Below are 25,901 nucleotides of genomic sequence, written 5' to 3'. Positions count from 1 at the left end.
TTAAAGATTGAGAAAAGGATGCTGGCCTGTCATTGAAATCTTTCTTGCCGCTTCGATCTCTTTAAATTTTTTTGAAAAGTACTGATACTGTTCCAGATAAAATTTAGATTCGTTGATATTTCCTTTAGCACTTAATTTTAAAATATAGGAAAGGATTGCCGTTTTTTCTCTTTTGATGTTATAATCATAATTGGGATCCAGATACTTGGTTTCCCGCTGCATTCTCATCGAAAGACGGTTATTGGCCAGTAATTCAGCTTTATCTTTCGGCTGTTTTTTATGGAAAGACTGTACGGCGTCATGCACGACTTTACTTTTTGTACACACCAATATCTTTAATCCGAAATAGGTAATTCTGTTCACATACTCATAGTCTTCGGCACCGTAAAAAAAGTAAGGATTGAATCCGCCTACTTTTTCAATGATATTCCTGGGAATAAACCAATGGGCAGCATTCACAAAACTGATTTCATAAGACGGTTTGGCCTCCCCGAAATAAACATCGGAAAACATTCTGTTGTTTCTGACATCTTTAGCCAGATAATTCTCAAAATGGATGTCAAATTTTTTCTCGCTACCGTCCAGATGCATAGGACTTAAAATGCCAATCTTGCTTTTATCCGGAGCATTATTATAAACATCCAGCATATTTTGAAAGCTGTCCGGAAAAATCCAGGCATCCTGATTCATGAGATAAAAGAAATCTGCTCCTTCCTGATAGGCCTTTTCTATTCCTAAATTATTGGCCTTTCCAAAACCCAGATTTTCGGCAGATTCTATCAGATCAATTTCAGGAAAATGGGTTTTAATGTATTCCTGGCTTCCGTCTGTAGATCCGTTGTCGATTACAATACATTTTACAGAAACTGAAGAATGTCTTAAGCTGGTAAAACATCTTTCCGCCCATTGCATAGCATTGTAGGTAACGATGATAACGTGAATAGTAGACATTTTCATCTTAAATATACTTTTGGGTTAAAGTTTTCAAATAATCTTCCGGTTGTATTCCGGCAAAAAAAGTTTCTATAGATTCATCAAAGCTAACTTTGTAAAAGTCGCCTTCTTCCACTTCAGAAAAACAGGCCTTTTTCCGGGTTTTGTCTTCAATGGCATTGATAATTTCTTTCAGATCATAATAATAGGGGAAAGCCAGATTAAGGGTTTTGTTTTCCATATCCAGGCAGTGTGAGCCCAGGAACTTTGCAATATCATCAATATCCAAAAGCAGTCTTCTTGCCTTTACATGGAGCGTAAATTTATTGTTTCCGGAGATCTGGGCCGCAAGGAAATTAAATAAGGTATTAGGATTTCCTCCTTTTCCTACGATATTGCCTATCCGCAAAATAAGAAAATGATCACATCCTTTTTTGATATGGTCTTCAATAACCTTTTTATGCAGCACGTATGGGCTGTTCTGTTTAGATTGGTCATGAATGCTCAACGTAGAAAAATAGACCAGTTTTCTTTCTTTATTTTCTTCAATCATGGTTTTCAAAAGAGAAAATTCTCTTTCGAATTCTGAAGTCCTGGTTTCGAGGGAGTTTGAAACACCGGAAGCAAAGAATAATAAGTCTTCTGAATCTATATTTTTTAATGAGTTTGCGATAAGACCGTTTCCTACAATCATTTGTGTTATTTTGTAGTGTTTAGCTTTTTATTAATGTCTGAAGAATACCTCAGATAATGGTAATACTTTTTAGCAATTAAAAAATGATCTTTAAAATTAATCCTTTTAAACGGATAAAATTTCATCGTAAAGAGGATATTTTTTTGATCAACGGGATAATACTTAAAGTAATTATATAAAAAGCCTAAAAATATTTTTTTTTCTGTTTCGGGGTCCGGTATTTGCTGAAAGTCCGAACCTTGTTTTTGTTTAATGAGAATGTTGGCATCAAGCCATTTCTGATCTAAATTTCCCTGCGAAAAATGTTCTATAAGGATATCATCAATAATATAGTTTTGGAATTTTCTTGAAACCCTTAAACTGAAATCGAGATCATACCCGTGAAATCCTTTGAGAAGCTCTTCATTAAATTTAAATGCATTGAAAACTTCTTTTTTTAAAGCGATAAACACACCGTCTACGGCATATACTTTATGGAGATGTTCTTTGGTGGTATTGATCAGTGTAGATGCTGCTTTTTCTTTATTTCCCTGAAGAATATGTACAAAATTGTATTTCTCGGAAACCGTCCAGCTGCTGGGTGCCACAGGAACGTAAGAAGATCCTGCCAAACCGATAATACCGGCATTAGGCTGGTTAAGATGAGCCAATAGTTTTTCTCCCCAACCGTTGGTATGAAACAGAATATCTTCATGAATGAATAAAAGATGCTCATAAACGGATTGTTCTGCTCCCTGATTGTAGGCTTTTGTAATCCCCATCAGATTAGGATTCCATATTTGAATAATTTCATACTGAAAACCATCACCGATTGTTTCGCTAATATTCTTAACGAGATCATCATAGTAGGTTTGCTGGTAGGATGAAATTATAATGGACAGCATTTTACGATAGTTTGGTAATTAATTTGAATAAAAACTTTGTAACCCCATTTTTGTGAACGGCTTCATTATAAAAATTAAGATTTACGCCAAGTTTTTTCTGCTGATGGTAATATTCAATAGCATTCAAATTCTTGGGAATGTATTTATTCAAATGTTTTTTATAGATGTAATTTAAGGAAAAATCTTTTTTAGCTTTGTTCTGGTTGATCTCAATATCCATGGATTCTAGTTTCCTACGGTAAAAGAACCCTAAATAATTCAAACGGTGAACCTTCTTTTTTTCATCTAGAACGGATAACCAGAAATCCCAGTCTTCTTTCCCGTGAATTAAGTTGACATCATATCCTGAAGCCTTTTTCCACTCACTTTTTTCGAAGAATGCTGAGCAGAAAATAAGGTTTTCCAGTAACAACTGTTCGTAATTGTAATCATTCAAATTCCAGGGTTCTGTGGTTGTTCCGAAGAATTCTGCCTTACAATAAATGACCGTATACCCGTCATTGAATTTTTCTTCGGCAAGTTTCAGATACTCATCACCGATTCTGTCATCACAATCCAAAGGTAATATCCATTTCCCTTTAGCATTTTCTATTCCGGTGTTTCTTGCCGCGGACAAACCTCCGTTTTTCTTATCAATATATTTAAAACGTTCATCTTTCTGGGTCCATTCCAGAGCTATTTCCCCGGTATGGTCTGTAGAGCCGTCGTTAACAATAATACATTCCCAGTTTGGGTACGTCTGATTCAGGACAGATCTAAGACATTCCTCCAGATAGTCGGCTTGATTGTAGCAGGGTACGATGACGGAAATTTGGGGATTCATCTTAAATAATTTTATTTAAAAGTTTGTACAAGAAGACAGGCAGCCTTTTATTGAGCGCAAAACTCAGCCTTTTAATATGAAAAGGATATTTGCTGTAGGCCAGACGATATTCCGGCGGCAGCTTTTTTCCAGTCAGATAAAATTTCTGAGTCTGCCCGTTGATTCTTTCTTTTGCAACTCCTTCTTTATCAAACATCATTTGAAGAAGGATGGTTTCTATGTGTATTTTTTCTTCTTTTACTTTTGAAATATTTTCCGGATGCAAACGGTAATAGGCTATTTTTTCCGGAACATAGGCGATTAGATACTTCTCGTTGATCTTTAGCCATCGGTAATAATCTTCTACTGTCAGTCGGGAATCATAATTTCCGGTTTCCTTTAAAACGTTTGTTCTTATCAGAACTGTCAATGCAGCAATCCGGTTGCCTTTGATCAGCTCTTTTCTGAAAACATAAGGATCTATATTTCCCAAGGCATCATAATCAGCCATATCTTCTATGATCTGACTTTCATTATTAATGGTATAAGTATGCGTGAAAACCATACCGTAGGATTCGCCTGAAGTTTCCAGTTTAGAAACCGATTTTTCAATAGCTTCAGGATGAAGAAAATCATCTGCTGCAATAAGTTTGATATATTTTCCTTTTGCAAGAGCAATGCATTCATTGAGCATGGTAGCCAGTCCTGTATTTTTGGCATGGAAGTTTTTTTCTGCAGAATAATTGTTTTCTGTCAGCCATTGATTAATAACATCCGCCGAATTGTCGGGAGAAGCATCATCGCCTACAATCAACTGGATGTTGCTGTAGGTCTGATTTTTTATGCTGTCCAGATTTTCCTTAACAAATTTTGAGTGGTTATAGGAAACGACAACGACTGTTACTAACGGTTGCTCCATTGTTATTGCAGACTATTTATTCTAACTGTTCTTTCGATCCTTCAATACCCAGAAGGCCCTGTACTTTTTCCCCCTGTTCATCCATTGAATAGATCATCTCGCGCACGCCGTCTTTTACCAGATAGATTTCAGAAGGAACGATGTTGGAGTTGATAATATGCTCAGGAATCACGAGATCCAGAGTATATCCATCGAGGAATTTTTCATTAAGAAAATCCGGCTTGATATGAAGCGTGGGATTAAGGCTGTCTACAGAAACCCTGTTCAGCTTTGTAGCCAGTAATTGTGAGTGTATAGGGCTCATTCCGATACCGAAAAGCTTACGGTATCTGATATAGCTGAAACCTCTGTCTTCAAGGGTAACCGGGTTGTGATAACTCAATGGTTTCAGGTGTTTAAGGAGTCCTTCTGAATGATAAATGGTACCATCTACAGCAAAAGGATAAGACCAGTGATGCACCTCGGTATCTGTATAATAATCCCACTGATAGTAATCTCCTTTTTTCTCAAGATAATCAGGGTGTCCTTCAAGATTGTCTCCTACATAGAGTCTGTAAGAAGCATTTTCAGGATTGTTTCTTATGATATTCAGCACTTCATCGGGAATATGAACATCCTTAAAGAAAATACTGTCATCCGTACAGAACATGACAAACTCACAGCCACTGTTTTTGATGATTTTCTGAAGAGCTCCTTTAAAGTTATCTCCGTTTTTCTTGAACAGGTTTTTTTCTTTAAAAAACTCCCAGTCTCTTTCCGTATTGAGGGCATGAATGTAAGAGAAGTCAAAAAAGACATGTTTTCTTTCAACGAAAGAGATATGCTGATATCCGGCGTATTTTTTTTTCAAGAGATCATAACCTTTTTTGTGTGCTCCAGTTGTATGGTATAGGATCACCAGCTTAGCATCTGCTTTAAAATGTCTCAGAGAAGACTGAAGCAGATAGTCCAGCTGTACAGCGCGGTTGTAAGAAAATATTACATTAAGTATCATAAGTGATAAGCGTTTAAGATGTGGATATAAATAATGCCGGTAAAGAAACTCTTTATAATTTCTCTATTGAATGGGTGATTTTCGGAAACAGAATTCCCGGAGATTTTACAATTTCACCAAATTCATTCTGTATTCCGTGGATCTCAAAACCAAATGCCTCCGTTCTGTATGCCACATTCGTTCTGTTGATTCCCCAAAACAAATCGAAATAATAAGAATCTTCATTAATGGTATAAGGCGGAATTTCAAAGCTTGCCGTATAATCTCTTTTTTCTATATTTTTATCTTCGCTGATCATCATTCCAGTACTCATGATTGTAAGATCGTGGCTGTTTCTGAGATAAAATGACATATCAAGATCTACCCCAACCATTTTGGATGTAAAAGTTACCGTTACGCGAATACCGGATTTCACGGTGATGATGTCTCCGTTGATAGGCTCAGCTTTGTAAGATTTTACCAGAATATTCTCATTTTCGAATACAGTGGGATCATCCATATAGTTGTAAAAGAGTTTTGTATCAGCATTTTTCTGATAATCGATGATGCATTTGTTCACATCACCCTGAGTGATCAGTCGGCCTTTATCCAGCAACAGTCCTGTATTGCATAATTCCTTGATTGCCGTGATGTTATGGCTTACGAAAAGAACGGTTCGCCCTTCTCCTTTGGTAACATTCCCCATTTTTCCAAGGCATTTCTTCTGAAATTCTGCATCTCCTACTGCAAGCACTTCATCTATAATAAGGATTTCAGATTCCAGATGGGCTGCTACAGCAAATGCAAGACGTACATACATTCCTGAGGAATATCTTTTTACGGGAGTGTCAATGTATCTTTCTACACCTGAAAAATCTACTATTTCATCAAATTTTCTTGTGATTTCTTTTCTTGTCATCCCCAGAATCGCTCCGTTGAGGTAGACGTTTTCCCGTCCTGTCATTTCAGGATGAAACCCTGTTCCCACCTCCAGTAACGATGCAATTCTTCCGTTTGTATGGATTTTCCCTGTGGTAGGTTTTGTAACTTTGCTTAAAAGCTTAAGCAGTGTAGATTTTCCTGCCCCGTTTCTTCCGATAATCCCCATTGCATCTCCCTGAGCAATCTCGAAATTAATGTCCTGTAGTGACCATACATATTCCGATTCGCCTTTTGTGGTTCTGTCATTGGATTCCCCTATTTTGAGATAAGGGTCTTCTTTTCCTCTTACTTTATACCAGAATCTGTTTAAATCGTGGGAAAGAGTTCCTGTTCCCACTTGTCCCAGACGGTACTGTTTTGATATGTTTTCTCCTTTTAAAGCCAGCATTTTTTTAAGTTTAAATTATACAGTATCCATAAATGTTTTTTCAACTTTATTGAAAATAACAAGGCCTATTGCGAAAAGTACAAGAATAATCGCGGTGCTTATTCCCAGCATCAGTGGAGAAAAATCTCCGGAGCCAAGCCATCCGTATTTGAAGCATTCAAATATACCGGTTAAGGGATTGTAGTAAGCCAGCTTTTTGAAAGGGCCTACCAACGCAGATACGGGATAGATAACCGGCGTAGCATACATATATAAACTTATACCAAAACCTAACAGCATCCCAAGGTCTTTATATTTAGTGGTCAGCGAGGAAAAAATCATTCCTACCCCTAAAGCAAAAATAACCATAAGGATAATGAGCAAAGGAGTAGCGAGGACCCAGATATTGGGATGAATTTCGCCTTTTGCCAGATAGTACGCCCAGACCAGTACAAATAACAAAATCTGTACGCCAAGACGCATTAAATTGGATATGACAATGGAAATAGGAGTAACCAGTCTCGGAAAATAAACTTTTCCAAATATATTGGCATTCCCTACGAAGGTATTGGAGGTTGCCGTAAGTGAGCCTGAAAAATAATTCCAGAGGGTAACTCCTAAAAGATAAAACAGGATTGGAGGAGCCCCGTCTGTAGGGAGTTTGGCTATTTTACCAAATACAACGAGGTATACAATTGTCGTAAAAATCGGATTAATGAAAAACCAGACAGGACCTAAAATAGTTTGCTTAAAACTTGAAATAAAGTCTCTTTTGACAAACATATATATTAAATCCTTGTATCTCCATACTTCTTTAAGTCTTAAATCAAATAAAGAATGGTCGGCCTCAATCGTTTCTGTCCACTTCTGTTGTGGTTCATTCATTTGTGCGGGTTTTTGCAAATTTAAAATATTTAATTCTTATCCAACTTTCCTGATTAGTGAATAATGATTCACATAAAACGGAAAATAACAACTAATATATTACTATTTGTTAGTATGAGCAAAGAACTATCAGCTATAAAGCCAATAGCCCTTAAATTTTATAATAATAATTCTTATTTAGTAACGGGGAGTTAATGGCATTAAGCATGGCTGTTTTCCGATAGTGGAACATGGGATTTTCAGCCGGTTTACTTTCACTTTTTAAAACTAAAACCCGTTTACAGCATCGATGATCGCCTGAATTTCTTCTTCTTCCAAAACTGAAGAGATCGGAAGGCTCAGTACTTCTTCATGCATTTTTTCGGTGATAGGGAAAGTAAGGTCATTGTATTCCTTATATGCTTCCTGCTTATGAGGCGGGATAGGATAGTGGATGATGGTACTGATTCCTTTTTCTGTTAAATAGGTCTGAAGTTCATCTCTTTTTTCAGTTCGGATTACAAAAACGTGCCATACATGTTCATTCTCGTCAGCCGGATTTTCAGGAAGGATGATCTTTGGATTGTTGATCTCCGAGATAAACCTTTTAGCGATGTCTCTTCTGGTTCCGTTTTCATGGGCGATATATTTCAGCTTTACGTCTAAAACGGCAGCCTGAATTTCATCCAGTCTTGAATTTAATCCTTTATAGATGTTGACATATTTCTGGTTGGAACCGTAATTGGCTATAGCACGGATAGCTTCAAAGACTTCTTTGTCATTAGTCGTTACAGCTCCTGCATCACCTAATGCACCGAGGTTTTTACCAGGATAAAAACTGAAACCGGCAGCATCACCCAGATTTCCGGATTTGATACCGTTCCATTCTGCTCCGATGGCCTGTGCATTATCTTCTACGATTTTCAGATTGTGCTTTTTCGCGATATTTTTAAGTTCTTCTGAAAAAACAATTCTTCCCTGAAGGTGAACGATCAGGATGGCTTTTGTTTTCGGGCTTATTTTTTCTTCAATTTTGGTAATGTCAATATTATAGGTATTGACATCCGGTTCTACAAATACAGGAACCAGTCCGTTGTCTGATAAAGCCAGAACGGAAGCGATATACGTATTGGCAGGAACAAGAACTTCGTCGCCGGCTTTCATAAAACCTAATTCAATATAGGCACGGAAGATCAGACGCAGAGCATCCAGACCATTGGCTACGCCCAGAGCATATTCTGAACCGATATATGATGCCAGGTTGGTTTCGAAATTTTTAAGTTCGCTGCCCTGTAGGTACCAACCACTGCGGAAAACACTGACAAGTTTGTTTTCAATCTCCTCCTGATACTGTAAATTGACCTTTTGAAGATCAAGAAATTTTATCATAATACTATTATTTTAAGCGCTCAATTATTTTTTTCTTAAACAGACTGCTCCCCAGGAATAGCCTACACCAAAGCCAACAAGCATCACATTTTTGGAATCTCTTGTTGCAAATGAATTTTTAAAGGCAATAGGAATGGTAGATGATACGGTATTCCCATAGTCTAACATATCGATAACGAAATTTTCCTGTGGGATATTGATTCTTTTTCTTAAGAAATCGAGCATGAAGGTGTTGGCCTGGTGAAAAATGTAAGTGTCAATGTCACTTTTTTCAAAGCCGTTTATTTTCAGGTTTTCTTCTACAAGTCCTGGAATGGCTTTTGAGGTGAAATCAAAAATTTTCGGACCGTTCATGTGAAGGTAATTGTCTTTGTCCTGTGTGTCGTCTGTTTTCTTGTTTCTTACCGCACCGTTTTTAACGATCAGGTTTTTGGCACCTTCTCCGTCTGTACCTACAGAAAACTTCAGGATTTCAAAATCGCCGTCTTCAGAAATTAATGTTGCCGCTGCAGCATCTCCGAAAAGGCTGATATTTCCTTTGTCATCTTCATGAATGTGTTTTGAGTACGTTTCTGCAGTGATCAAAACGACATTCTTCATCATCTTGGAATCAATAAGGGCATTGGCCAGAGATAATCCATAAATATAGCCAGAACATCCCTGATTGATATCTATAGCTCCGCAACTGGTATTTAAACCGGCTTGCGCCTGAACGAGGCAGGCCGTTGCAGGAAGAAAATAATCAGGACTCTGGGTACAGACAATCAGATAATCTATCGTAGATTTGTCTATCTGGTATTCTTCAACGAGTTTATGGAGTGCTTTTACAGCAATATCTGATGTAAACTCATCTTCTCCGGTAATGTTCCTGTTTCTGATTCCTATTTTTTCAAGGATCTTATCACTTTCCCAATCCGGAAACTTCTTTGAAATCTCCTCATTGGAAATGACCTTCTCAGGAATATAGGTTGAAATATGTTTTATAAAAGCCATTGTTTAATATTTACTGTTTTTTCTCAACAATAAAAGAATAAAGTTCGTTGATATCTTTGAACGAAGTAATCTGCTCAGGCTCGATATCCAGTCCGTACTCATCTTCGATCATTACTTTGATCACCATAGCGGTAAGCGAATCCCAGTAGCTTTCCTGGCTATATGCAGTTTCTGGCTCTATTACGGTATCTGTGTTTTCAAGTTGAGACTGAAAATTTTTGATAAATTCATTGATTGACATAAGCTTATATTTTAAATTTTTTGAGAATATCCGGAAGTACCGAATTAAAGGTGTCTTTTGTTAATAGGTAATAATTGTTTTCCTCATCGCTTCTGATGAGCTCAGGCTTAAACATTTTGTGATAGCTGTTGACGGATGTATTCTGCTTTCTTACTTCAAACTGAATGGTATCGAAATTCAATTCGTTCAGCACGAAATCTTTCACGGCCATATCCACTTTTACTGAGTTTTTAACGTTTGAATACTCCGGTTTGGAAACCCAGCTTCCTATTTCAGGAAGGCCGGAATCTATTTTGTAAACTCTGTACGTCGCAAAGTCTTCATTATTTTCATCAAAGGCAATAAAATAATATTCCTTCTGCTGCTGTTCACGTTCTTTATAGCTTTGTATCCATTGCTTTTGAGCGTCTACATCTGGAGAAGTCTTTGAAATAAACCTGGACTTTTTTTCATTATTTCTGATCGATACTATAAATGAAGCATCATCAGTCTCAACAAATCTCAGTTTAATTCCTTTGTATTCAATTATCATCTTTTGTTATTTATATTAATACATTCATCCAAAGAAAATTCAATGGTGAAAATTTATTTTTTATCGATTGCTTCTTTAAAACTTTCAAAATCTCTGAAATAGTCTTCCTCATCATATATTTCAGAAGCCAGGCAAAGCAGTACTGCATTGTGGGAAAACTGAATGTCTCTCCATACCAGTTTGGGAATATATAAACCTTGTGTAGGATGATCCAGGGTGAACGTTTCTTTATTCCCATCCTTATCTTCCGTATTAAAGACAATGGTTCCTGAAACAGCAAATATCACCTGCTGCAGTTCTTTGTGGGCATGTCCGCCTCTTGTTACATCATGAGGAGTGTAGTAAGTCCAGTAGACACGCTGTATCTCAAAAGGAACATTTTTCTGGGTTTCCGCTATGGTGATATAACCCAGTTGCGATGATCCTATCTTATCGAATGTGATGATTTGTGGTTTATTGTATTCCATTAATGTTTCTAAATAGTTCTTTAAAGTCTTCAAAGTTAATTATAAAATTACTATCGGAAAAAAGGCTGTCATTATTATGTATCTGCCAATAAAAATCGACCGCCCATATATATTTCATGTTGAGAAAAATTAACATATGGCTTTAAATTAAAAAACTATCGGCGCTAAAGCCAATAGTTATATCATTTACATGAATCTATGATTATTTTTTCACCAGCTGCTTCAGGTATTCCCCATAACCACTTTTACCATATTTTTCCGCGGTCTCAAGAAGTTTCTCTTCGTTGATGAATTTATTTCTGAATGCGATTTCCTCAATACATCCTATTTTGAAGCCCTGTCTTTTTTCAATAACGCTTACAAATTCAGAAGCGTCATTCAGAGAATCGAAAGTTCCGGTATCAAGCCATGCTGTTCCTCTGTCCAGAACGCCAACTTCAAGTTTTCCTTTGCTTAAATAAACATTGTTGACATCCGTAATTTCAAGTTCTCCTCTTGCAGAAGGCTGAATGTTTTTGGCAATATTAACGACTTCATTGTCATAAAAATACAGTCCGGGAACTGCATAATTGGATTTCGGTTTTAAAGGTTTCTCTTCAATGGAAACGGCTTTGAAATCATCATCAAATTCTACCACACCATATCTTTCCGGATCAGAAACGTGATAGGCAAAAACAACTCCTCCGTCGGGATTGGTTTTGTTTTTAAGTAAGGTACCCATTTCGGAGCCATAGAAAATATTATCTCCTAAGACTAATGCAACCGGATCACTGCCAATAAAGGCATCTCCTAAAATAAAGGCCTGTGCCAGTCCGTCCGGGCTTGGCTGTACCACATACTCAATGTTACATCCGATTTGTGAACCGTCGCCTAAAAGCTTGATAAATCCAGGCTGGTCGTGAGGGGTTGTGATGATCAGAATGTCCTTGATTCCTGCCAGAAGCAGTGTCGAAAGAGGGTAGTAGATCATCGGTTTGTCATAAACAGGCATCAGCTGCTTGCTTACGGCAATGGTAAGAGGGTAAAGTCTGGTTCCGGATCCTCCGGCCAATATAATTCCTTTCATCGGTTATTTTTTTATGTTTTCTATGGCGTAATCTATTTGGTTTTTGATATTCAGATCAATAGTCGGAGTCATTAAAAGAGCAGAATTTCCTCTGGATAAGCTGCCTCCGATAGTCTTATGAAATTTAATCAGTTCTTTTAGGTTTTCTTCGGGGATTAAAGAAAATGAACTGTACATTGAAACTTTAAAGCCGTCAAAATCAAAATTCTTAATGATACTTCTGGCCTGATCTTTAGTCAGTAGTTCCTTAGGAGGATCTACATTATAATCAAACATTTTAAGTTCAATGTATTCTTTGGCATAATTGATCAGTGCTTCCTTGTAATGTGAAACTTCTATAAATTCGTCGATCAGATTTTTTTGTGCTACATTGGCCATAGCCGGAGGCGGAAGAAGGGTCTGAGCTCCTGCCAGAGAAGAAATCACAATGGAAAGCAGTAGGATAATTGGCTTCATGATAGTCTTAATCATACTGTTTTTCGTAATACTTCTGGTAGTCTCCACTGGTGACATTCTCAAGCCATTCTTTGTTCTCAAGGTACCAGTCGATGGTTTTGCCTAAACCTTCCTCGAAAGTGACAGATGGTTTCCAGCCTAAGTTTTTATTCAGCTTGTCAGCATCGATAGCATAACGTTTATCGTGTCCCGGTCTGTCTTTTACGAAGGTGATCAGTTTTTCAGAATAGCCTTCCGGTTTACCCAGTTTAGCATCCATCTGTTTGATCAGTTCTTTCACAAGATCAATATTCTGCCACTCATTGAAACCTCCGATATTGTATGTTTCTCCGGTTTTAGCCTCATTGAATATCTGGTGAATGGCTCTGGCGTGGTCTATTACATATAGCCAGTCTCTGGTATATTTTCCGTCACCGTAAATTGGTAATGGTCTTTCGTTGATGATATTTGAAATACAAAGAGGAATCAGCTTCTCAGGGAAATGATTTGGACCGTAGTTGTTCGAACAGTTGGATACGATGAATGGCATTCCGTACGTATTTCCGTATGCTCTCACCAAATGGTCAGAAGCTGCTTTTGAAGCGGAATACGGAGATTGCGGATCGTAAGCAGTTGTTTCCAGGAAGAATCCTGTCTCGCCAAGACTTCCGTAAACCTCATCTGTTGAAACATGATAGAACAAATGAGTTCTTTTTTCGTCCGGGAACCTTCCGTGGGTATGGTCAGGATTCAGGGTCCAGAATTCTTTACATAAATTAAGAAGATTGGCCGTTCCGTTGACGTTGGTATTGATGAAGGCCATCGGATCCGTTATACTTCTGTCCACATGGCTTTCTGCGGCCAGATGCACGATGGCATCAGGATTATATTTTTCGAAGATCTTTCTCAGTTCTTCAGGTTTTGTAATGTCTGCTTTTTCGAAAACATAATTAGGCTCATTTTCAATGTCCTTCAGGTTTTCCAGATTGCCTGCGTAAGTAAGGGCGTCAAGATTAATGATCGTAGTATCCGGATTGTTTTTCACGAATTCTCTAACGACATGCGAGCCTATGAATCCGGCTCCCCCGGTAATAATTATATTTTTCATCTATTTATTTTCTATGGTCTTTCTACCTATACTCTTATAATGGAATCCATTCTGTTCAGGAATTTCCAGTGGATACATATTTCTTCCGTCAAAAATGACTTTGTTCTTCATTTTCTTAGCCATCAGTTCAAAATTAGGATTTTTAAACTCAGGCCACTCTGTTGCAATGAATAAAGCGTCTGCATCTTCAAGGGCATCATACATGCCTTTTGCATACTGTATTTTGTCACCGAGAAGTTTCTTTACATTACTTTCTGCTACCGCATCGTATGCAGCAATTTCTGCGCCTTTCTCTAATAACAGGGCGATGTTGTCCAAAGATGATGCTTCACGAATATCGTCCGTGTTGGCTTTAAAAGCAAGTCCCCACATCGCAATCTTTTTTCCTTTGATGTCTCCTCCGAAGTATTTTTCGATTTCTGAAACCAGAATGACTTTCTGAGTGGTATTGACTTTTTCTGTCGCTTCAAGGATCTGGAAATTGAAATCTTCCTGAATTCCTGATTTGATGAGCGCTTTTACATCTTTCGGGAAACAGCTTCCACCATACCCGATACCCGGGAATAGAAACCTGTGCCCGATTCTGTCATCACTACCCATTCCAAGTCTTACTTTGTCTACATCTGCACCTACTTTTTCACAGTAATTGGCGATCTCATTCATAAACGTAATTTTTACGGCAAGGAATGAATTGGCTGCATACTTCGTAAGCTCCGATGATTTCTCATCCATAAAGATGATGGGGATTCCGGTATTGGTAAATGGCTGATAAATTTTAGCCATAATGCTTTTTGCTTTTTCGGAACTGGCGCCTACCACCACTCTTGAAGGATTCATGGAATCTTCCACAGCAAAACCTTCTCTTAAGAATTCAGGGTTGGAAACTACATCGAAAGGAATGTCTGTTTTAGAAGCAATCACTTCTCTTACTTTATCAGCGGTACCTACGGGAACAGTACTTTTGTTGACAATGACCTTATACTCAGTCATCATTTCTCCAATATGGTTGGCAACCTGAATCACATACGAAAGATCTGCAGAGCCGTCTTCACCGGGAGGGGTGGGCAATGCCAGATAAATCACTTCGCTTGTGTCTAAAGCTCCTTTAAGATTCGTGGTGAAAAATAATCTCTCGGATTGAATGTTTCTTAAAAACATCTCTTCAAGGTTCGGCTCATAGATGGGAACTACGCCGTTTTTCATACCTTCTACTTTTTTTTCATCAATGTCAACACAGTATACTGAATTGCCAAGTTCTGCCAGGGTAGTACCTGTAACCAGCCCTACATAACCCGTTCCTACAATTGTTATATTCAAAATGTCTGTTTTTAAATTTCAAGACAAAAATAATAAAAATACTTTCACCTGCTTGTTTAATTTACTTTAACCTGAGTTTGAGACTGAAAAAGGTGAATGGTCAATTTTGTTTCGCAAGTGAATGGGGAATGACGGAGGTAAGAATAAAGAACAAAGAATAAAGATTTAGACATTAGATTTTACACTAAGGCTGAGCAAAGATTCAAACTGAGAATAACATGAGTATTTGAGAACAATCAAATCCTTAAGCTCTTCTACACTCAAAACTCTCTGACTCTCCAACTCTCAAACCTGTATCCCGTAACCTTAATGAAAATCCTAAGGTATTTACTTGATAATTAAGTAGATTTTGCTTTTTTAGAAAAAATGCGTATATTTGCACTGGATTTACAGGAAAAATGGGAAGGCTTCGGAAGAAAGCCTTTTTTCGTACTGGTAAATCAAGATATTTAATGTATGGAGTTTAGAAAAAGAATTGAAGAATTATTAAACGAATTCCTGGGTACCAGAGAGGATTTGTTTCTTGTGGATCTTAAATTTTCTGCAGGAGATGACATCACGGTAATCTTGGATGGTGATAATGGGGTGACTCTTCAGGACTGCCTTGATGCAAGCCGTGCGATAGAGTTTAATATGGACCGTGAAGAGCATGACTTCAGCCTTCAGGTAATGTCTGCAGGACTGAGCGAGCCACTTTCGGCTCCAAGACAGTTCAAGAAAAATTTTGGAAGAGAGCTGGAAGTATTGCTGAATGATTCTACCAAAATAGAAGGTGAGCTGGCCAAAGTAGACGATGAGAAGATCACACTTATTTTACGCTACCGGAAACCGAAAGAGGTCGGAAAAGGGAAAGTGGATGTGGAGGAGGAAAAAGAAATTCCTTACTCTGAGATAAAAAAGGCGTTAGTAGTAATTAAATTTTAAAAGAAAAAAGAATAGATGGATAATATAGCGTTGATTGAATCCTTTGGTGATTTTAAAGACGAAAAAGGGATCAGTAAGATTGATCTTATGGCAATTATTGAAGATTCACTGAAGACCCTTTTGAGAAAAAGATTTGATTCAGATGATCATTTTGATGTAATTGTGAACCCTGATAAAGGAGATTTTCAGATATTTTTAAATAAAACGATTGTAGAGGACGAGATGTCTGAAGATGATGATCTGGAAATCGAACTTTCTGAAGCTAAAAAAATTGACCCTACTTTTGAAGTGGGTGAAGATTTTACCATGGAAATTCCGGTGGCCCAATTGGGAAGAAGAAATATCCTTACTTTAAAGCAAATCCTGGCTACAAAACTTCAGGAGCATAACAATGCGATGCTTTATGAACAGTTCAGAGACAAGATCGGGGAGATTGTAATTGGAGAAATTCACCACATCCGTCACAAACATGTAATTCTATTGGATGATGAAGGAAATGAATTCATCCTGCCAAAAGAAAACCAGATCCCGTCCGATTTCTTTAAAAAGGGCGAAAATATCAGAGCTATTGTTGAAACAGTAGATTTTAAAGGTTCAAAACCACAGATTATTATTTCCAGAACTGCACCTAAATTCTTAGAGAAGTTATTAGAGCTGGAAATTCCTGAAATCCAGGACGGAACGATTATGCTTAAAAAAGTAGTAAGAATTCCTGGTGAGAAGGCGAAGATTGCAGTAGATGCTTACGATGACAGAATAGATCCTGTAGGAGCCTGTGTGGGTGTGAAGGGATCAAGAATTCACGGAGTGGTAAGAGAGTTGAGAAATGAAAACATCGATGTTATTCAGTGGTCTAAAAACGCTGAAATTTTGGTAAAGAGAGCTTTAGGAAATGTTACCATCAACAAAATTGACATCAACGAGGATGCAAACTATGCTTTAGTTTATACGCCGGTTGAAGAGATTTCTAAAGTAATCGGAAAGCAAGGTCAGAATATCAGACTGGCTTCTTGGCTGACAGGATATGAAATTGATGTATATAGAGAAGCTAGCGAGGATGACGATGTTGATTTGAGAGAATTCAATGACGATATCGAGCAGTGGATTTTGGATGAATTTAAGAAAGTAGGTCTTACTACTGCGAAATCAGTACTGGATAAGGATACAGAAAGTCTTTTAAATATGGTTGATCTTGAAGAGGAAACTATTGAAGATGTAAAACGTATTCTAAAAGAAGAATTTGAAGATTAAGATTTTAAATAAATTTTAATAAACAGTAAAAAAGAAATACTTTAATTTTAAGAATTAAAAAAATAGTAAATAATATAGATGCCAAAAATAAGATTAAATAAAGCGGTTAAGGAATTCAACATTTCGATGTCCAGATTAGTAGAATTTTTACAGTCAAAGGATTTCGAAGTTGAAAACAATCCTAACGCTCAATTAGAAGAAGCGGCATATTCTGCATTGGAGGCTGAGTTTGCCAAAGACGGTGAACAAAGAAAGGCTTCCCATGAGGTGGTGATCACGAAAGTTCCGGAAGAAAAACTGGAAATTGAGGAAAAGAAAACCCCTGAAGTAATAAGAGCTAAAGCAAACAAACCAGAAACTAAGATTTTAGGTAAAATAGATCTTGAACCTAAAGCCCCGGAAGTGGAAGAAGTGCCTGTTGTACCCGTAGCAGCACCTGTACCTGTGGCAGCACCGGTAGAAGAGAAGAAAGAAGAAGTTGTGGCTGAACCGGAAGTAAAAGCTGCTCCTGAAAAGCAGGAATTCAAAGTTCTGGATAAAATTGATCTGTCCCAAATAGAATCCAGAAATAGACCTGTAAAAAAAGATAAACCCAAAATGGAGGAGAAAAAAGAAGAGGAAAAACCGGCAGAACCTGTGAAAGAAACTCCAAAGCAGCCAGAGCCTGCTGCTGAAAAGAAAGCAGAGCCTCAAAAACCAGCTGAGCCTGAATCTCAGGAACCTCAGAAAATAGAAACCGTTTATCAGAAACTTGATGGTCCTAAGATCGTAGGTGAAAAGATAGACTTAACGCAATTTGCACCAAAACCTGGTTCAGGCGCTAAAAAGAAAAGAAAGAGAATTGAAAAACCGGGAGGTCCAAATCAACAAGGCCAGGGGAATAATCAAAACTCAGGAAATAATAACAATAACCAGGGAGGTCAGGGTAACCGTCCTCAAGGTCAGGGAGGCCCGGGAGGTAACCGTCCACCAGGACAAGGTGGCCCAGGAGGAAACCGTCCACCAGGACAAGGAGGTCCGGGAGGAAACCGTTTTGGAAATAACCAGGGAAATCGTCCACCAGGTCAGGGAGGCGGATTCAAGAAAGGTCCAGGTGGTGGAAACAACAACAGACCAGGGCAAAGAACCATGCCTGTTGAGCTTACTGACGAGCAGGTTAAAAACCAGATCAAGGAAACTCTTGAGAAATTGACCAACAAAGGAGGTAAATCTAAATCTGCTAAACACAGAAAAGACAAGAGAACATACCGTAGAGAACAGGACGAACGTCAGCAGGAGATCGACGCTCAGGATAGAACATTAAAAGTAACTGAATTCATCACAGTAGGTGAATTGGCAAGTTTAATGAACGTTTCTCCTACAGAAGTTATTTCTGCTTGTTTCTCCCTTGGAGTAATGGTAACAATGAACCAAAGACTTGAAGCCGATACCTTATTATTGGTTGCCGATGAGTTTGGTTTTAAAATTGAATTCTCAGATGCTGATTTAGAAGAAGTCGAGTCTGAAGAAGATATGGATACAGAGGAAGATCTTTCTTCCAGAGCACCAATTGTAACTGTAATGGGTCACGTTGACCACGGTAAGACGTCCCTACTTGACTACATCAGAAAGACCAACGTTATCGCTGGTGAATCAGGAGGTATTACGCAGCACATTGGAGCATACAATGTAAAATTAGAAAACGGACAGAGAATTACATTCTTAGATACACCGGGGCACGAAGCGTTTACCGCGATGAGAGCCAGAGGTGCTCAGATCACCGATATCGCTATTATTGTAATTGCAGCGGATGATGATGTAATGCCACAAACGAGAGAAGCAATTTCTCACGCACAGGCTGCAGGAGTACCAATGATCATTGCATTAAACAAAGTGGACAGACCAAGTGCTAATCCTGATAATATCCGTCAACAACTTTCCGGGATGAATATCCTGGTAGAAGAATGGGGTGGAAACGTTCAGGCGCAGGAGATATCTGCGAAGTTTGGTAACAACATGGATGTTCTATTGGAAAAAGTATTGCTTCAGGCAGAAATGCTTGATCTTAAAGCTAATCCGGATAGAGCCGCTCAAGGAGTTGTGATTGAAGCTTCATTAGATAAAGGAAGAGGATATGTGGCTACCATGTTGGTTCAGACAGGTACTTTAAGAGTAGGAGACTATGTAGTTGCTGGTAAAAACCACGGTAAGGTAAAAGCAATGCTTGATGAAAGAGGAAGAAATCTTAAAGAAGCTGGCCCGTCAATTCCTGTTACGATTCTAGGTTTAGATGGAGCACCTACAGCAGGTGATAAGTTCAAAGTATATGCAGATGAAAGTGAGGCTAAAACCATTGCCAACAAGAGAGAGCAGTTACAGAGAGAACTTTCTATCAGAACTAAGAAGCATACTACGCTTGAAGAGCTTGGAAGAAGAATTGCATTAGGAGAATTCAAGGAATTGAATATCATCCTTAAAGGTGACGTGGATGGTTCCGTAGAAGCATTATCTGATCAGTTACAGAGATTGTCTACAGCAGAGATCAATGTAAACATCCTTCATAAAGGTGTTGGACAGATCACTGAATCTGACGTTAACTTAGCAACTGCTTCTGATGCTATTATCATCGGGTTTAACGTAAGAGCGGGTGCCAATGCTAAAGAATTAGCAGATAAAGAAGAAATCGAGATCAGAACGTACTCCGTAATTTATGCTGCAATTGATGAGGTGAAAGAAGCCATGGAAGGTATGCTTTCCCCTGAGATCAAAGAACAGGTAATGGGTAACGTGGAGATCAGAGAAGTATTCAAAATCTCTAAAGTAGGAACTATTGCAGGTTGTATGGTTCTTTCGGGGAAAGTAACGAGAAGCTCGAAAGTAAGAGTACTGAGAGACGGTATTGTGAAATTCGACGGAGAGCTTGAAAGCTTGAAGCGTTTCAAAGATGACGTAAGAGAAGTAACAAAAGGTTACGAATGTGGTCTGAACCTGAAAGGATACAACGATATTGAAGTCGGAGATATTCTTGAGGTTTATGAACAAGTAGCCGTTAAGAAGAAACTGAAATAACAGTTTTTTAATGATAAATACAAAACCACTTTCTTAGGAAGGTGGTTTTTTTATTTTGTCATTTATTTAATTTTTATCAATACTATATCTTGTTTTTGATTTTGATAATTTGAGACAATAATAAGTTATTATTTTCTGCAACTTAAATGTTAAAATATGAGAGCCTTATAAGCAAAATGCCTAAACTGAAATAACGCAGGGTTTTCTGAAAGAAATCACGTATAATAAATGTTTTCCGAAACAAACCCGATGATGGAGTAAATCTAAATGATCTATACTTATATTGAAGGCAGATATCAGGAATAAGATCAGAGAAAACCAATTGTGCAGAAGAAATTAGAATAATGACATATTAGTGATAAATACATGAAAACCACTTTTTTATAGTATCAATTTAATGTTAAAAAACATTTTAATTTAATTTATATTGATTCTAAATAATATTCTATATAGTGATAATAATTTGTTAAAAAAAATAACTATAGTGAAAAAAAAATATTTATACAAATAAAGCTGGATATTATTGTTTAATCTTTATTATTTCACGGAATCGTTAAAAACAATATATAAAAAAAACATTCTGCTTACAGAAGCACAATACTTGTGGATGTTAATATTTATTAACATATTTGCGAATTAAATATATTAAAATTTGTTAATATGAATGTTAAACTACGTGTATTAAGTGCTGGAGCATTGTTCTTCTTAGGACAAGTTGCTTTTGCGCAAAAGACGAAAAAAGACACAGCTACTACAGAGATTGAAGAAGTAGTAATGGTTGGATTCGGACAAAAGAAGACAGTGCAGGAATTAACCGGATCTGTAGGTACAATGAAGAGTGACGCAATCAAGGATGTTCCTGTAGCGTCAGTTGATAAAATGCTTCAGGGTAGGGTTTCTGGTGTTCAGACAGGTAATGCTTCCGGGCAGCCTGGAGGTTTTGCATCAGTTCGTGTAAGAGGTATCACTTCTGTAAATGGTGGTGTAAACCCTATTTATGTGGTTGACGGTATTAGAGTACAGAGTGGGGATTTAACAAGTGGGGCTACTACTGCTAACATCCTTGCCAACCTTAACAGTGATGATATTGAAAGTGTAACAGTTCTTAAGGATGCTGCTTCAACAGCAGTATATGGAGCGGATGCAGGTGCTGGGGTAATTGTTATTACCACAAAATCAGGAAAAAAAGGTAAACCAAAGATTTCATTAAACTTCGAGTCAGGGACAAACTCCCGTGCTATTGAAGGAATGAAAGGCTTAAATACAGAGCAGTATAGACATATATTATCTTATGCTTTTGCTAATGCAGATCCTACAACAACTCCTGAGGGGGTTTATGCAGATATGATAGCTGGTTTATACGGAGCTGCACCAAAGCAGATATTTACCACTACCAATGATACAAACTGGAGAGATGTAACGAGCAGAAGCGGATATCAGAATTCGGTAAATGCATCTATCAGCGGTGGAAATGATAAAGTTACTTTTTACAATTCTGCTAATTATTTCCTTCAGGAAAGTGAATTGAAAGGATCTGATTTCAAACGTTTAGGTTTTACTACAAAAGTAGATGTTAAAGCTACAGATAAATTCAAGTTTGGTACAGATGTTCAGCTTTCATACAGTAGAATCAATACCCTTCCAAACGGAGGTGGATTTGCAAACCCAATCTTATTTGAATTGTTTGCAAGACCTACAGATCAGGCTTACAATCCGGACGGAACTTATTATCTAGGAAACAGCGGAAGATTAAGTAACAACTTATTCAACTCTGGTTATGTACAGGATAATAACTACTTCAGAGCTTCTACGGCAAGAGTATTCGGTAACTTATATGGAGAATATCAGATCTTAAAGAACTTGTCATACAGAGTAGTTTTCGGAGCTGAATTCAACAACATCGAAAATGATACCTATTACAACCCTGTTCATGGTGACGGATATCAGGTAAATGGTAGAAAAACTGAAACTACTGCAAGATACTTCAACTGGAACTTACAGAACATTGTTAACTATAACTTTAAGTTAGGAGACAAAAACAGATTCAATATCTCAGCTATCCAGGAAGCTTACCAAAGAAATTACAGAGCTGTTGCAGGACAGGGAGTGAACGTAGGTTCTCCAACCCTTGAAACATTAAGTAACTTCATTAAGCCAATCTATGCAACCGGAGATAGATCTGTAAGTTCAAGAAACGGTTATGCTGCTGTATTGAACTATGACTATGATAAGTTGATCTTAATTGACGCTTCTGTAAGAAGAGATGCATTGTCGAACTTTGTACCAGGACAGAAATGGGGAACTTTCTATTCAATTGGTGCCGGAGTTGATTTGGCAAGACTTCAGTTCGTTAAAGACTGGGACAAAATTTCTCAATTTAAATTCAGAGGATCTTATGGTAAAGTAGGTAACACTATTACAAGTATTCCTTATTCTTTATACCAATATACAGGAAACTATAATGACCAACCTGCTGCTGCACCGAGATATGTTTACAATCCGGATCTAAGATGGGAGACTGTAAAACCTTTGAGTTTCGGTCTTGATATGGGCTTCTTTAAAAATAGACTTACCGTTACGGCAGAATATTATAACAAGAAGACTGAAGACTTAGTATTCAGTGTACCTTTACAGTTATCTCAGGGATTACCTGCTGAAACGACTCCAACATATCCATACAAAGACATCAACGTAGGATCATTGGTCAACAAAGGATTTGAGTTTACTGTGAACTATGAGATCATCAGACAGGAGGACTTAAGCCTTAGTATTGGTGGTAACTTAAGTACTCTGAAAAACGAAATTACATCATTATATGGTGGTCAGGACGTGATTACAGGTGCTACTATTCTTAGAGAAGGTGAAGGAATCGGTACTTTCTATATCAGAAAATGGGCAGGAGTAGATCCTACGAACGGAGATCCATTATGGTATAAAAACGGTATGGATGGTGAAACTACCAACAAATATGCAGATGCAGCACTTGCCGTACAAGGAAGATCTTATTCAAACGTATTTGGAGGGGTGAACCTTAATGTAGCTTACAAAAACTTTACTCTATCTGCTTTAGGAACATTCGGATTTGGTGGTAAAGTACTAAACGATTGGGGATCTTATACTCAGTCTGATGGTCAGTATACTTATTCTTATCCTGGTTCTACAGACGCGCTTGATTTCTGGACTCCTCAGAATCCAAACGCTGCTAATCCAAAACCGATATATAATAACGCAACGAACTCAAACAGAACTTCAACAAGGTTCTTGGCGAAAACAGATTATTTAAGACTAAGCAACGTTAGAGTTGGATATAAATTTGATGCTAAGATGTTAAAAGGAACAGGACTTCAAGGTTTCGAAGTATATGCTCAAGGGAACAATATCCTGACGCACCGTTATGATAAGAACCTTAAGTTTGACCCTGAAAACAACTTGAACTCAACCAATAACCTTAACTTGCCGGTTCAAAAAACTTATTCACTAGGGTTTAATATTCAATTTTAATTAGTAAAAAATGAAAAAATATATTTTAAAATATGGAATGTTAGCAGCTTTATCAGCTGTAACATTAACGTCATGTAGTGATGACTTCATTGAAACTGAATTCTTTCAGCAGGTTCAACAGTCACCATTAAACACCATTGAAGAATTAGATGCTTTTGTTAAAGGACAGTATTTGTCAATGAGAAATGCCTCTTATTATGGATGTGATTTCACAATGATCGGAGAATTGAGAAGTAATAATATGTACTCTGACTTTGCTAATGGTGCAGGTTATTACCAAACAGTCGCTTCCTATTCTATGACAGCAGCGGATCAATATTCTTCTGGACCGTACGCGGAAATGTATAAAGTGATTGCAAAGGCTAATATTGTAATTAATAACGTGCCTTCAGGACAATTAACTTGGAAGCAATCTCAGGATCCTGCTGTGATTCAGGCAAGAGCGAATTACTTAAAAGGACAGTCTTATGCTTCAAGAGCTTTAGCTTTATTTGACTTATTGAGAATGTTTGGACAGGAATATTCTGGAGGGACTACAGGAGTAGTTATTCCTACAGTTTACAACCCGGAAGCTAAACAAGCCCGTTCTACAGTAGCTGAAACTAGAGCTCAGATCGAAGCTGATTTTGATAAGGCACTTTCCTTAATGGGAACTCCGACAGCTAATATACACTTAACCAGAACAGAAATTAACCAGTATGGAGTGAAGGCTTTAATGTCCAGATATTATCTTTACAAAGGGGATTATGCAAAAGTGAGAACTTTAGTTGCTGATTTGGTAGCATCAGGTAAGTATTCTGTAATTGGTGCATCTGATTTCTCCGGAAGTTTCTCAAAGCCGGATTCTTCAGTTAACTCAATTTTTGAAATTGCAGTAGGGGCTACTAACGATCTTGGAACAACATCTACTTCTAACAAGTTAAACCTTGCTCCAAAAGGATATGGAAATATGAAAGTTGTTCCGGCTTTAAGACTTTCTTATATTCCGGATGATGTGAGAGGTTCGGTTATTTCAACAGCGAACGTTCTTAATGGTAAATATGTAAACAGTTTTGACAACATTCGTATTGTGAGATTCGAAGAGGTATTGTTAAACGGTGCTGAAGCTGAACTTCAGGCAGGAGGAACTGCTGCAACTGCATTGACTTATTACAATATGATTCAGGCTAAACGTGGAAAAGCTACGGGAGCTTTAGCACCTGCAGTGACACTTACATTAAACGATGTTTACACAGAAAGACAAAAAGAACTTGTAGGAGAAGGATTTGGATATTGGGATTTACTGAGAAGAAATCAACCGGTTATTCAAAGAAGCTCTAGCGGTGCTGCTGGTACTGTAAGAAATGTAGGAAACCCATTATTAACATTCCCTATTCCTAGAAGCGAAATTAACGTTCCTGGAACATTGGTAACGCCTAACCCTGGGTTTGGTGCTTAATAATAAATAAATAATAAAAAAGCCGCTCTAGAGCGGCTTTTTTAATCTTAAGACCAATATTAATATGAAAAAAATACTTTTTATTACTGGAATGCTCGTAGCACAGAGCCTTTTTTCTCAGGAAACAGATATTCTTAATGTGGTGACTACACCAGACGGTTTCTACAGTAAACCCGGAAGAGTTCGTAAAGAAGATCACAAAATTGATGGTTCTCCATATGTGAATGGAGATAAATTTGAAAAAGTAGTTATAAAAGATTACAGTAAAAATGTACAGGATCTCCGATACAATGCTTACCGCGATGAAATGGAATTCAAGATAGGTGACGAATTGTATAACGCTAATAAAACAGAAGGACTTAAAGTCAGCTTTCCGTCACTGAAAAAAACATATGAATCTATTAACTATTCGTATGACAGCAGAACCAAGTCAGGGTATCTGGTATTGCTCGTAGACAATCCAAAATTTTCTCTGTATAAAAGAGAAAAAATAGAACTGATGACAGGAACCAAAAGTAACAATGGCTTTACACAGGACGCCAACGACTATTATGAAAGGGATAAAGACCTCTATCTTGTAGCAAAAGATAAGAAATTCTCCAAATTTCCAAAGAACGTATCAGAAGCATCAGAAATTTTTTCAGTAGATAAAAAAGAGCTGGAAACCTTTGTGAAATCCAATAAAATCAATTTCAACAAAGAACCGGATATGATAAAACTGGTAGAATTTATAAACAAGTAAACATCATAATATAAACCCCTGCAGTTCGCAGGGGTTTTTGTTTCCTTTTATTTCTTATTTTTGCTGTACAA

The 25,901-nt window shown here is 37.5% G+C and carries 23 protein-coding genes; 6 read left to right on the top strand and 17 right to left on the bottom strand.

What is annotated here, in order from left to right:
• The 17 genes from LC419_RS19660 to LC419_RS19580 form a co-directional block, all read right to left on the bottom strand.
• Window positions 1–957 (bottom strand): glycosyltransferase family 2 protein, encoded by a 957-nt coding sequence (locus tag LC419_RS19660; RefSeq protein ID WP_223608936.1) that lies wholly within the window; start codon window positions 955–957, stop codon window positions 1–3.
• A gap of 1 nt (window position 958) precedes the next feature.
• Window positions 959–1,627 (bottom strand): hypothetical protein, encoded by a 669-nt coding sequence (locus LC419_RS19655; RefSeq protein ID WP_223608935.1) that lies wholly within the window; start codon window positions 1,625–1,627, stop codon window positions 959–961.
• Window positions 1,628–1,632: 5 nt separating this feature from the next.
• Window positions 1,633–2,511 (bottom strand): glycosyltransferase, encoded by an 879-nt coding sequence (locus tag LC419_RS19650; RefSeq protein ID WP_223608934.1) that lies wholly within the window; start codon window positions 2,509–2,511, stop codon window positions 1,633–1,635.
• A gap of 1 nt (window position 2,512) precedes the next feature.
• Window positions 2,513–3,334, bottom strand: a complete 822-nt coding sequence (locus tag LC419_RS19645; RefSeq protein ID WP_223608933.1) for a glycosyltransferase family A protein — start codon at window positions 3,332–3,334, stop codon at window positions 2,513–2,515.
• Between the two features lies 1 nt (window position 3,335).
• The gene (locus tag LC419_RS19640) at window positions 3,336–4,232 is read right to left on the bottom strand and encodes a glycosyltransferase (RefSeq protein WP_223608932.1); all 897 of its coding nucleotides are present in this window, start codon (window positions 4,230–4,232) and stop codon (window positions 3,336–3,338) included.
• A gap of 16 nt (window positions 4,233–4,248) precedes the next feature.
• Window positions 4,249–5,226, bottom strand: a complete 978-nt coding sequence (locus LC419_RS19635) for a hypothetical protein (RefSeq protein WP_223608931.1) — start codon at window positions 5,224–5,226, stop codon at window positions 4,249–4,251.
• 52 nt (window positions 5,227–5,278) lie between these two features.
• A complete protein-coding gene (locus LC419_RS19630) occupies window positions 5,279–6,535 on the bottom strand; it encodes an ABC transporter ATP-binding protein (protein WP_223608930.1) in 1,257 nt (418 codons plus the stop codon).
• 15 nt (window positions 6,536–6,550) lie between these two features.
• Entirely contained in the window at window positions 6,551–7,399 is an 849-nt protein-coding gene (locus LC419_RS19625) for an ABC transporter permease (protein WP_223608929.1), read from the bottom strand.
• Window positions 7,400–7,666: 267 nt separating this feature from the next.
• Complete coding sequence (locus LC419_RS19620; protein ID WP_223608928.1) at window positions 7,667–8,767, bottom strand: DegT/DnrJ/EryC1/StrS aminotransferase family protein; 1,101 nt, start codon at window positions 8,765–8,767, stop codon at window positions 7,667–7,669.
• A gap of 24 nt (window positions 8,768–8,791) precedes the next feature.
• Window positions 8,792–9,760: a ketoacyl-ACP synthase III gene (locus tag LC419_RS19615; RefSeq protein ID WP_223608927.1), complete on the bottom strand. Its 969-nt coding sequence runs from the start codon at window positions 9,758–9,760 to the stop codon at window positions 8,792–8,794.
• Between the two features lie 10 nt (window positions 9,761–9,770).
• Complete coding sequence (locus LC419_RS19610) at window positions 9,771–10,001, bottom strand: acyl carrier protein (RefSeq protein ID WP_223608926.1); 231 nt, start codon at window positions 9,999–10,001, stop codon at window positions 9,771–9,773.
• Window positions 10,002–10,005: 4 nt separating this feature from the next.
• On the bottom strand, window positions 10,006–10,533 hold the full coding sequence (locus LC419_RS19605) for a GNAT family N-acetyltransferase (RefSeq protein ID WP_034723934.1): 528 nt from the start codon (window positions 10,531–10,533) through the stop codon (window positions 10,006–10,008).
• Window positions 10,534–10,586: 53 nt separating this feature from the next.
• Window positions 10,587–11,000, bottom strand: a complete 414-nt coding sequence (locus LC419_RS19600) for an FdtA/QdtA family cupin domain-containing protein (protein ID WP_223608925.1) — start codon at window positions 10,998–11,000, stop codon at window positions 10,587–10,589.
• 202 nt (window positions 11,001–11,202) lie between these two features.
• On the bottom strand, window positions 11,203–12,066 hold the full coding sequence (gene rfbA, locus LC419_RS19595) for a glucose-1-phosphate thymidylyltransferase RfbA (protein WP_034723931.1): 864 nt from the start codon (window positions 12,064–12,066) through the stop codon (window positions 11,203–11,205).
• 3 nt (window positions 12,067–12,069) lie between these two features.
• Window positions 12,070–12,537: a hypothetical protein gene (locus tag LC419_RS19590; RefSeq protein ID WP_223608924.1), complete on the bottom strand. Its 468-nt coding sequence runs from the start codon at window positions 12,535–12,537 to the stop codon at window positions 12,070–12,072.
• Entirely contained in the window at window positions 12,530–13,609 is a 1,080-nt protein-coding gene (rfbB, locus tag LC419_RS19585) for a dTDP-glucose 4,6-dehydratase (RefSeq protein ID WP_223608923.1), read from the bottom strand. Before rfbB ends, LC419_RS19590 begins: the two co-directional genes overlap by 8 nt.
• Entirely contained in the window at window positions 13,610–14,926 is a 1,317-nt protein-coding gene (locus LC419_RS19580) for a UDP-glucose/GDP-mannose dehydrogenase family protein (RefSeq protein WP_223608922.1), read from the bottom strand.
• Window positions 14,927–15,382: 456 nt separating this feature from the next.
• Here LC419_RS19580 and rimP point away from each other — a divergent pair, with 456 nt between their 5' ends.
• The 6 genes from rimP to LC419_RS19550 all read left to right on the top strand — a co-directional run bounded on the left by rimP (window position 15,383) and on the right by LC419_RS19550 (window position 25,830).
• Window positions 15,383–15,850 carry a ribosome assembly cofactor RimP gene (rimP, locus tag LC419_RS19575; RefSeq protein ID WP_223608921.1) on the top strand — a complete coding sequence of 156 codons (468 nt, stop codon included), beginning with the start codon at window positions 15,383–15,385 and terminating at the stop codon, window positions 15,848–15,850.
• 15 nt (window positions 15,851–15,865) lie between these two features.
• On the top strand, window positions 15,866–17,101 hold the full coding sequence (gene nusA, locus LC419_RS19570; protein WP_223608920.1) for a transcription termination factor NusA: 1,236 nt from the start codon (window positions 15,866–15,868) through the stop codon (window positions 17,099–17,101).
• 78 nt (window positions 17,102–17,179) lie between these two features.
• Window positions 17,180–20,149 carry a translation initiation factor IF-2 gene (gene infB / locus LC419_RS19565; protein WP_223608919.1) on the top strand — a complete coding sequence of 990 codons (2,970 nt, stop codon included), beginning with the start codon at window positions 17,180–17,182 and terminating at the stop codon, window positions 20,147–20,149.
• Between the two features lie 660 nt (window positions 20,150–20,809).
• Window positions 20,810–23,650: a SusC/RagA family TonB-linked outer membrane protein gene (locus LC419_RS19560; RefSeq protein WP_223608918.1), complete on the top strand. Its 2,841-nt coding sequence runs from the start codon at window positions 20,810–20,812 to the stop codon at window positions 23,648–23,650.
• Between the two features lie 10 nt (window positions 23,651–23,660).
• Complete coding sequence (locus LC419_RS19555; protein ID WP_223608917.1) at window positions 23,661–25,088, top strand: RagB/SusD family nutrient uptake outer membrane protein; 1,428 nt, start codon at window positions 23,661–23,663, stop codon at window positions 25,086–25,088.
• A gap of 64 nt (window positions 25,089–25,152) precedes the next feature.
• A complete protein-coding gene (locus LC419_RS19550; protein ID WP_223608916.1) occupies window positions 25,153–25,830 on the top strand; it encodes a hypothetical protein in 678 nt (225 codons plus the stop codon).
• Window positions 25,831–25,901: the final 71 nt, after the last annotated feature.

The organism is Chryseobacterium sp. OSA05B (assembly GCF_019970065.1).
Classification (GTDB): Bacteria; Bacteroidota; Bacteroidia; order Flavobacteriales; family Weeksellaceae; genus Chryseobacterium.
The sequence above is the reverse complement of the archived record's forward strand: the minus strand, read 5'-3'. Positions and strand labels throughout refer to the sequence as shown.

Excerpts from the sequence above, each read along its gene's own strand:
- rfbB (WP_223608923.1), bottom strand. The coding sequence starts at position 13,609 with ATGAAAAATATAATTATTACCGGGGGAGCCGGATTCATAGGCTCGCAT.
- LC419_RS19590 (WP_223608924.1), bottom strand. The coding sequence starts at position 12,537 with ATGATTAAGACTATCATGAAGCCAATTATCCTACTGCTTTCCATTGTG.
- rimP (WP_223608921.1), top strand. The coding sequence starts at position 15,383 with ATGGAGTTTAGAAAAAGAATTGAAGAATTATTAAACGAATTCCTGGGT.
- LC419_RS19650 (WP_223608934.1), bottom strand. The coding sequence starts at position 2,511 with ATGCTGTCCATTATAATTTCATCCTACCAGCAAACCTACTATGATGAT.
- LC419_RS19615 (WP_223608927.1), bottom strand. The coding sequence starts at position 9,760 with ATGGCTTTTATAAAACATATTTCAACCTATATTCCTGAGAAGGTCATT.
- LC419_RS19640 (WP_223608932.1), bottom strand. The coding sequence starts at position 4,232 with ATGGAGCAACCGTTAGTAACAGTCGTTGTCGTTTCCTATAACCACTCA.
- nusA (WP_223608920.1), top strand. The coding sequence starts at position 15,866 with ATGGATAATATAGCGTTGATTGAATCCTTTGGTGATTTTAAAGACGAA.
- LC419_RS19660 (WP_223608936.1), bottom strand. The coding sequence starts at position 957 with ATGAAAATGTCTACTATTCACGTTATCATCGTTACCTACAATGCTATG.
- LC419_RS19610 (WP_223608926.1), bottom strand. The coding sequence starts at position 10,001 with ATGTCAATCAATGAATTTATCAAAAATTTTCAGTCTCAACTTGAAAAC.
- rfbA (WP_034723931.1), bottom strand. The coding sequence starts at position 12,066 with ATGAAAGGAATTATATTGGCCGGAGGATCCGGAACCAGACTTTACCCT.
- LC419_RS19550 (WP_223608916.1), top strand. The coding sequence starts at position 25,153 with ATGAAAAAAATACTTTTTATTACTGGAATGCTCGTAGCACAGAGCCTT.
- LC419_RS19635 (WP_223608931.1), bottom strand. The coding sequence starts at position 5,226 with ATGATACTTAATGTAATATTTTCTTACAACCGCGCTGTACAGCTGGAC.
- LC419_RS19620 (WP_223608928.1), bottom strand. The coding sequence starts at position 8,767 with ATGATAAAATTTCTTGATCTTCAAAAGGTCAATTTACAGTATCAGGAG.
- LC419_RS19560 (WP_223608918.1), top strand. The coding sequence starts at position 20,810 with ATGAATGTTAAACTACGTGTATTAAGTGCTGGAGCATTGTTCTTCTTA.
- LC419_RS19645 (WP_223608933.1), bottom strand. The coding sequence starts at position 3,334 with ATGAATCCCCAAATTTCCGTCATCGTACCCTGCTACAATCAAGCCGAC.
- LC419_RS19605 (WP_034723934.1), bottom strand. The coding sequence starts at position 10,533 with ATGATAATTGAATACAAAGGAATTAAACTGAGATTTGTTGAGACTGAT.
- infB (WP_223608919.1), top strand. The coding sequence starts at position 17,180 with ATGCCAAAAATAAGATTAAATAAAGCGGTTAAGGAATTCAACATTTCG.
- LC419_RS19555 (WP_223608917.1), top strand. The coding sequence starts at position 23,661 with ATGAAAAAATATATTTTAAAATATGGAATGTTAGCAGCTTTATCAGCT.
- LC419_RS19655 (WP_223608935.1), bottom strand. The coding sequence starts at position 1,627 with ATGATTGTAGGAAACGGTCTTATCGCAAACTCATTAAAAAATATAGAT.
- LC419_RS19600 (WP_223608925.1), bottom strand. The coding sequence starts at position 11,000 with ATGGAATACAATAAACCACAAATCATCACATTCGATAAGATAGGATCA.
- LC419_RS19630 (WP_223608930.1), bottom strand. The coding sequence starts at position 6,535 with ATGCTGGCTTTAAAAGGAGAAAACATATCAAAACAGTACCGTCTGGGA.
- LC419_RS19625 (WP_223608929.1), bottom strand. The coding sequence starts at position 7,399 with ATGAATGAACCACAACAGAAGTGGACAGAAACGATTGAGGCCGACCAT.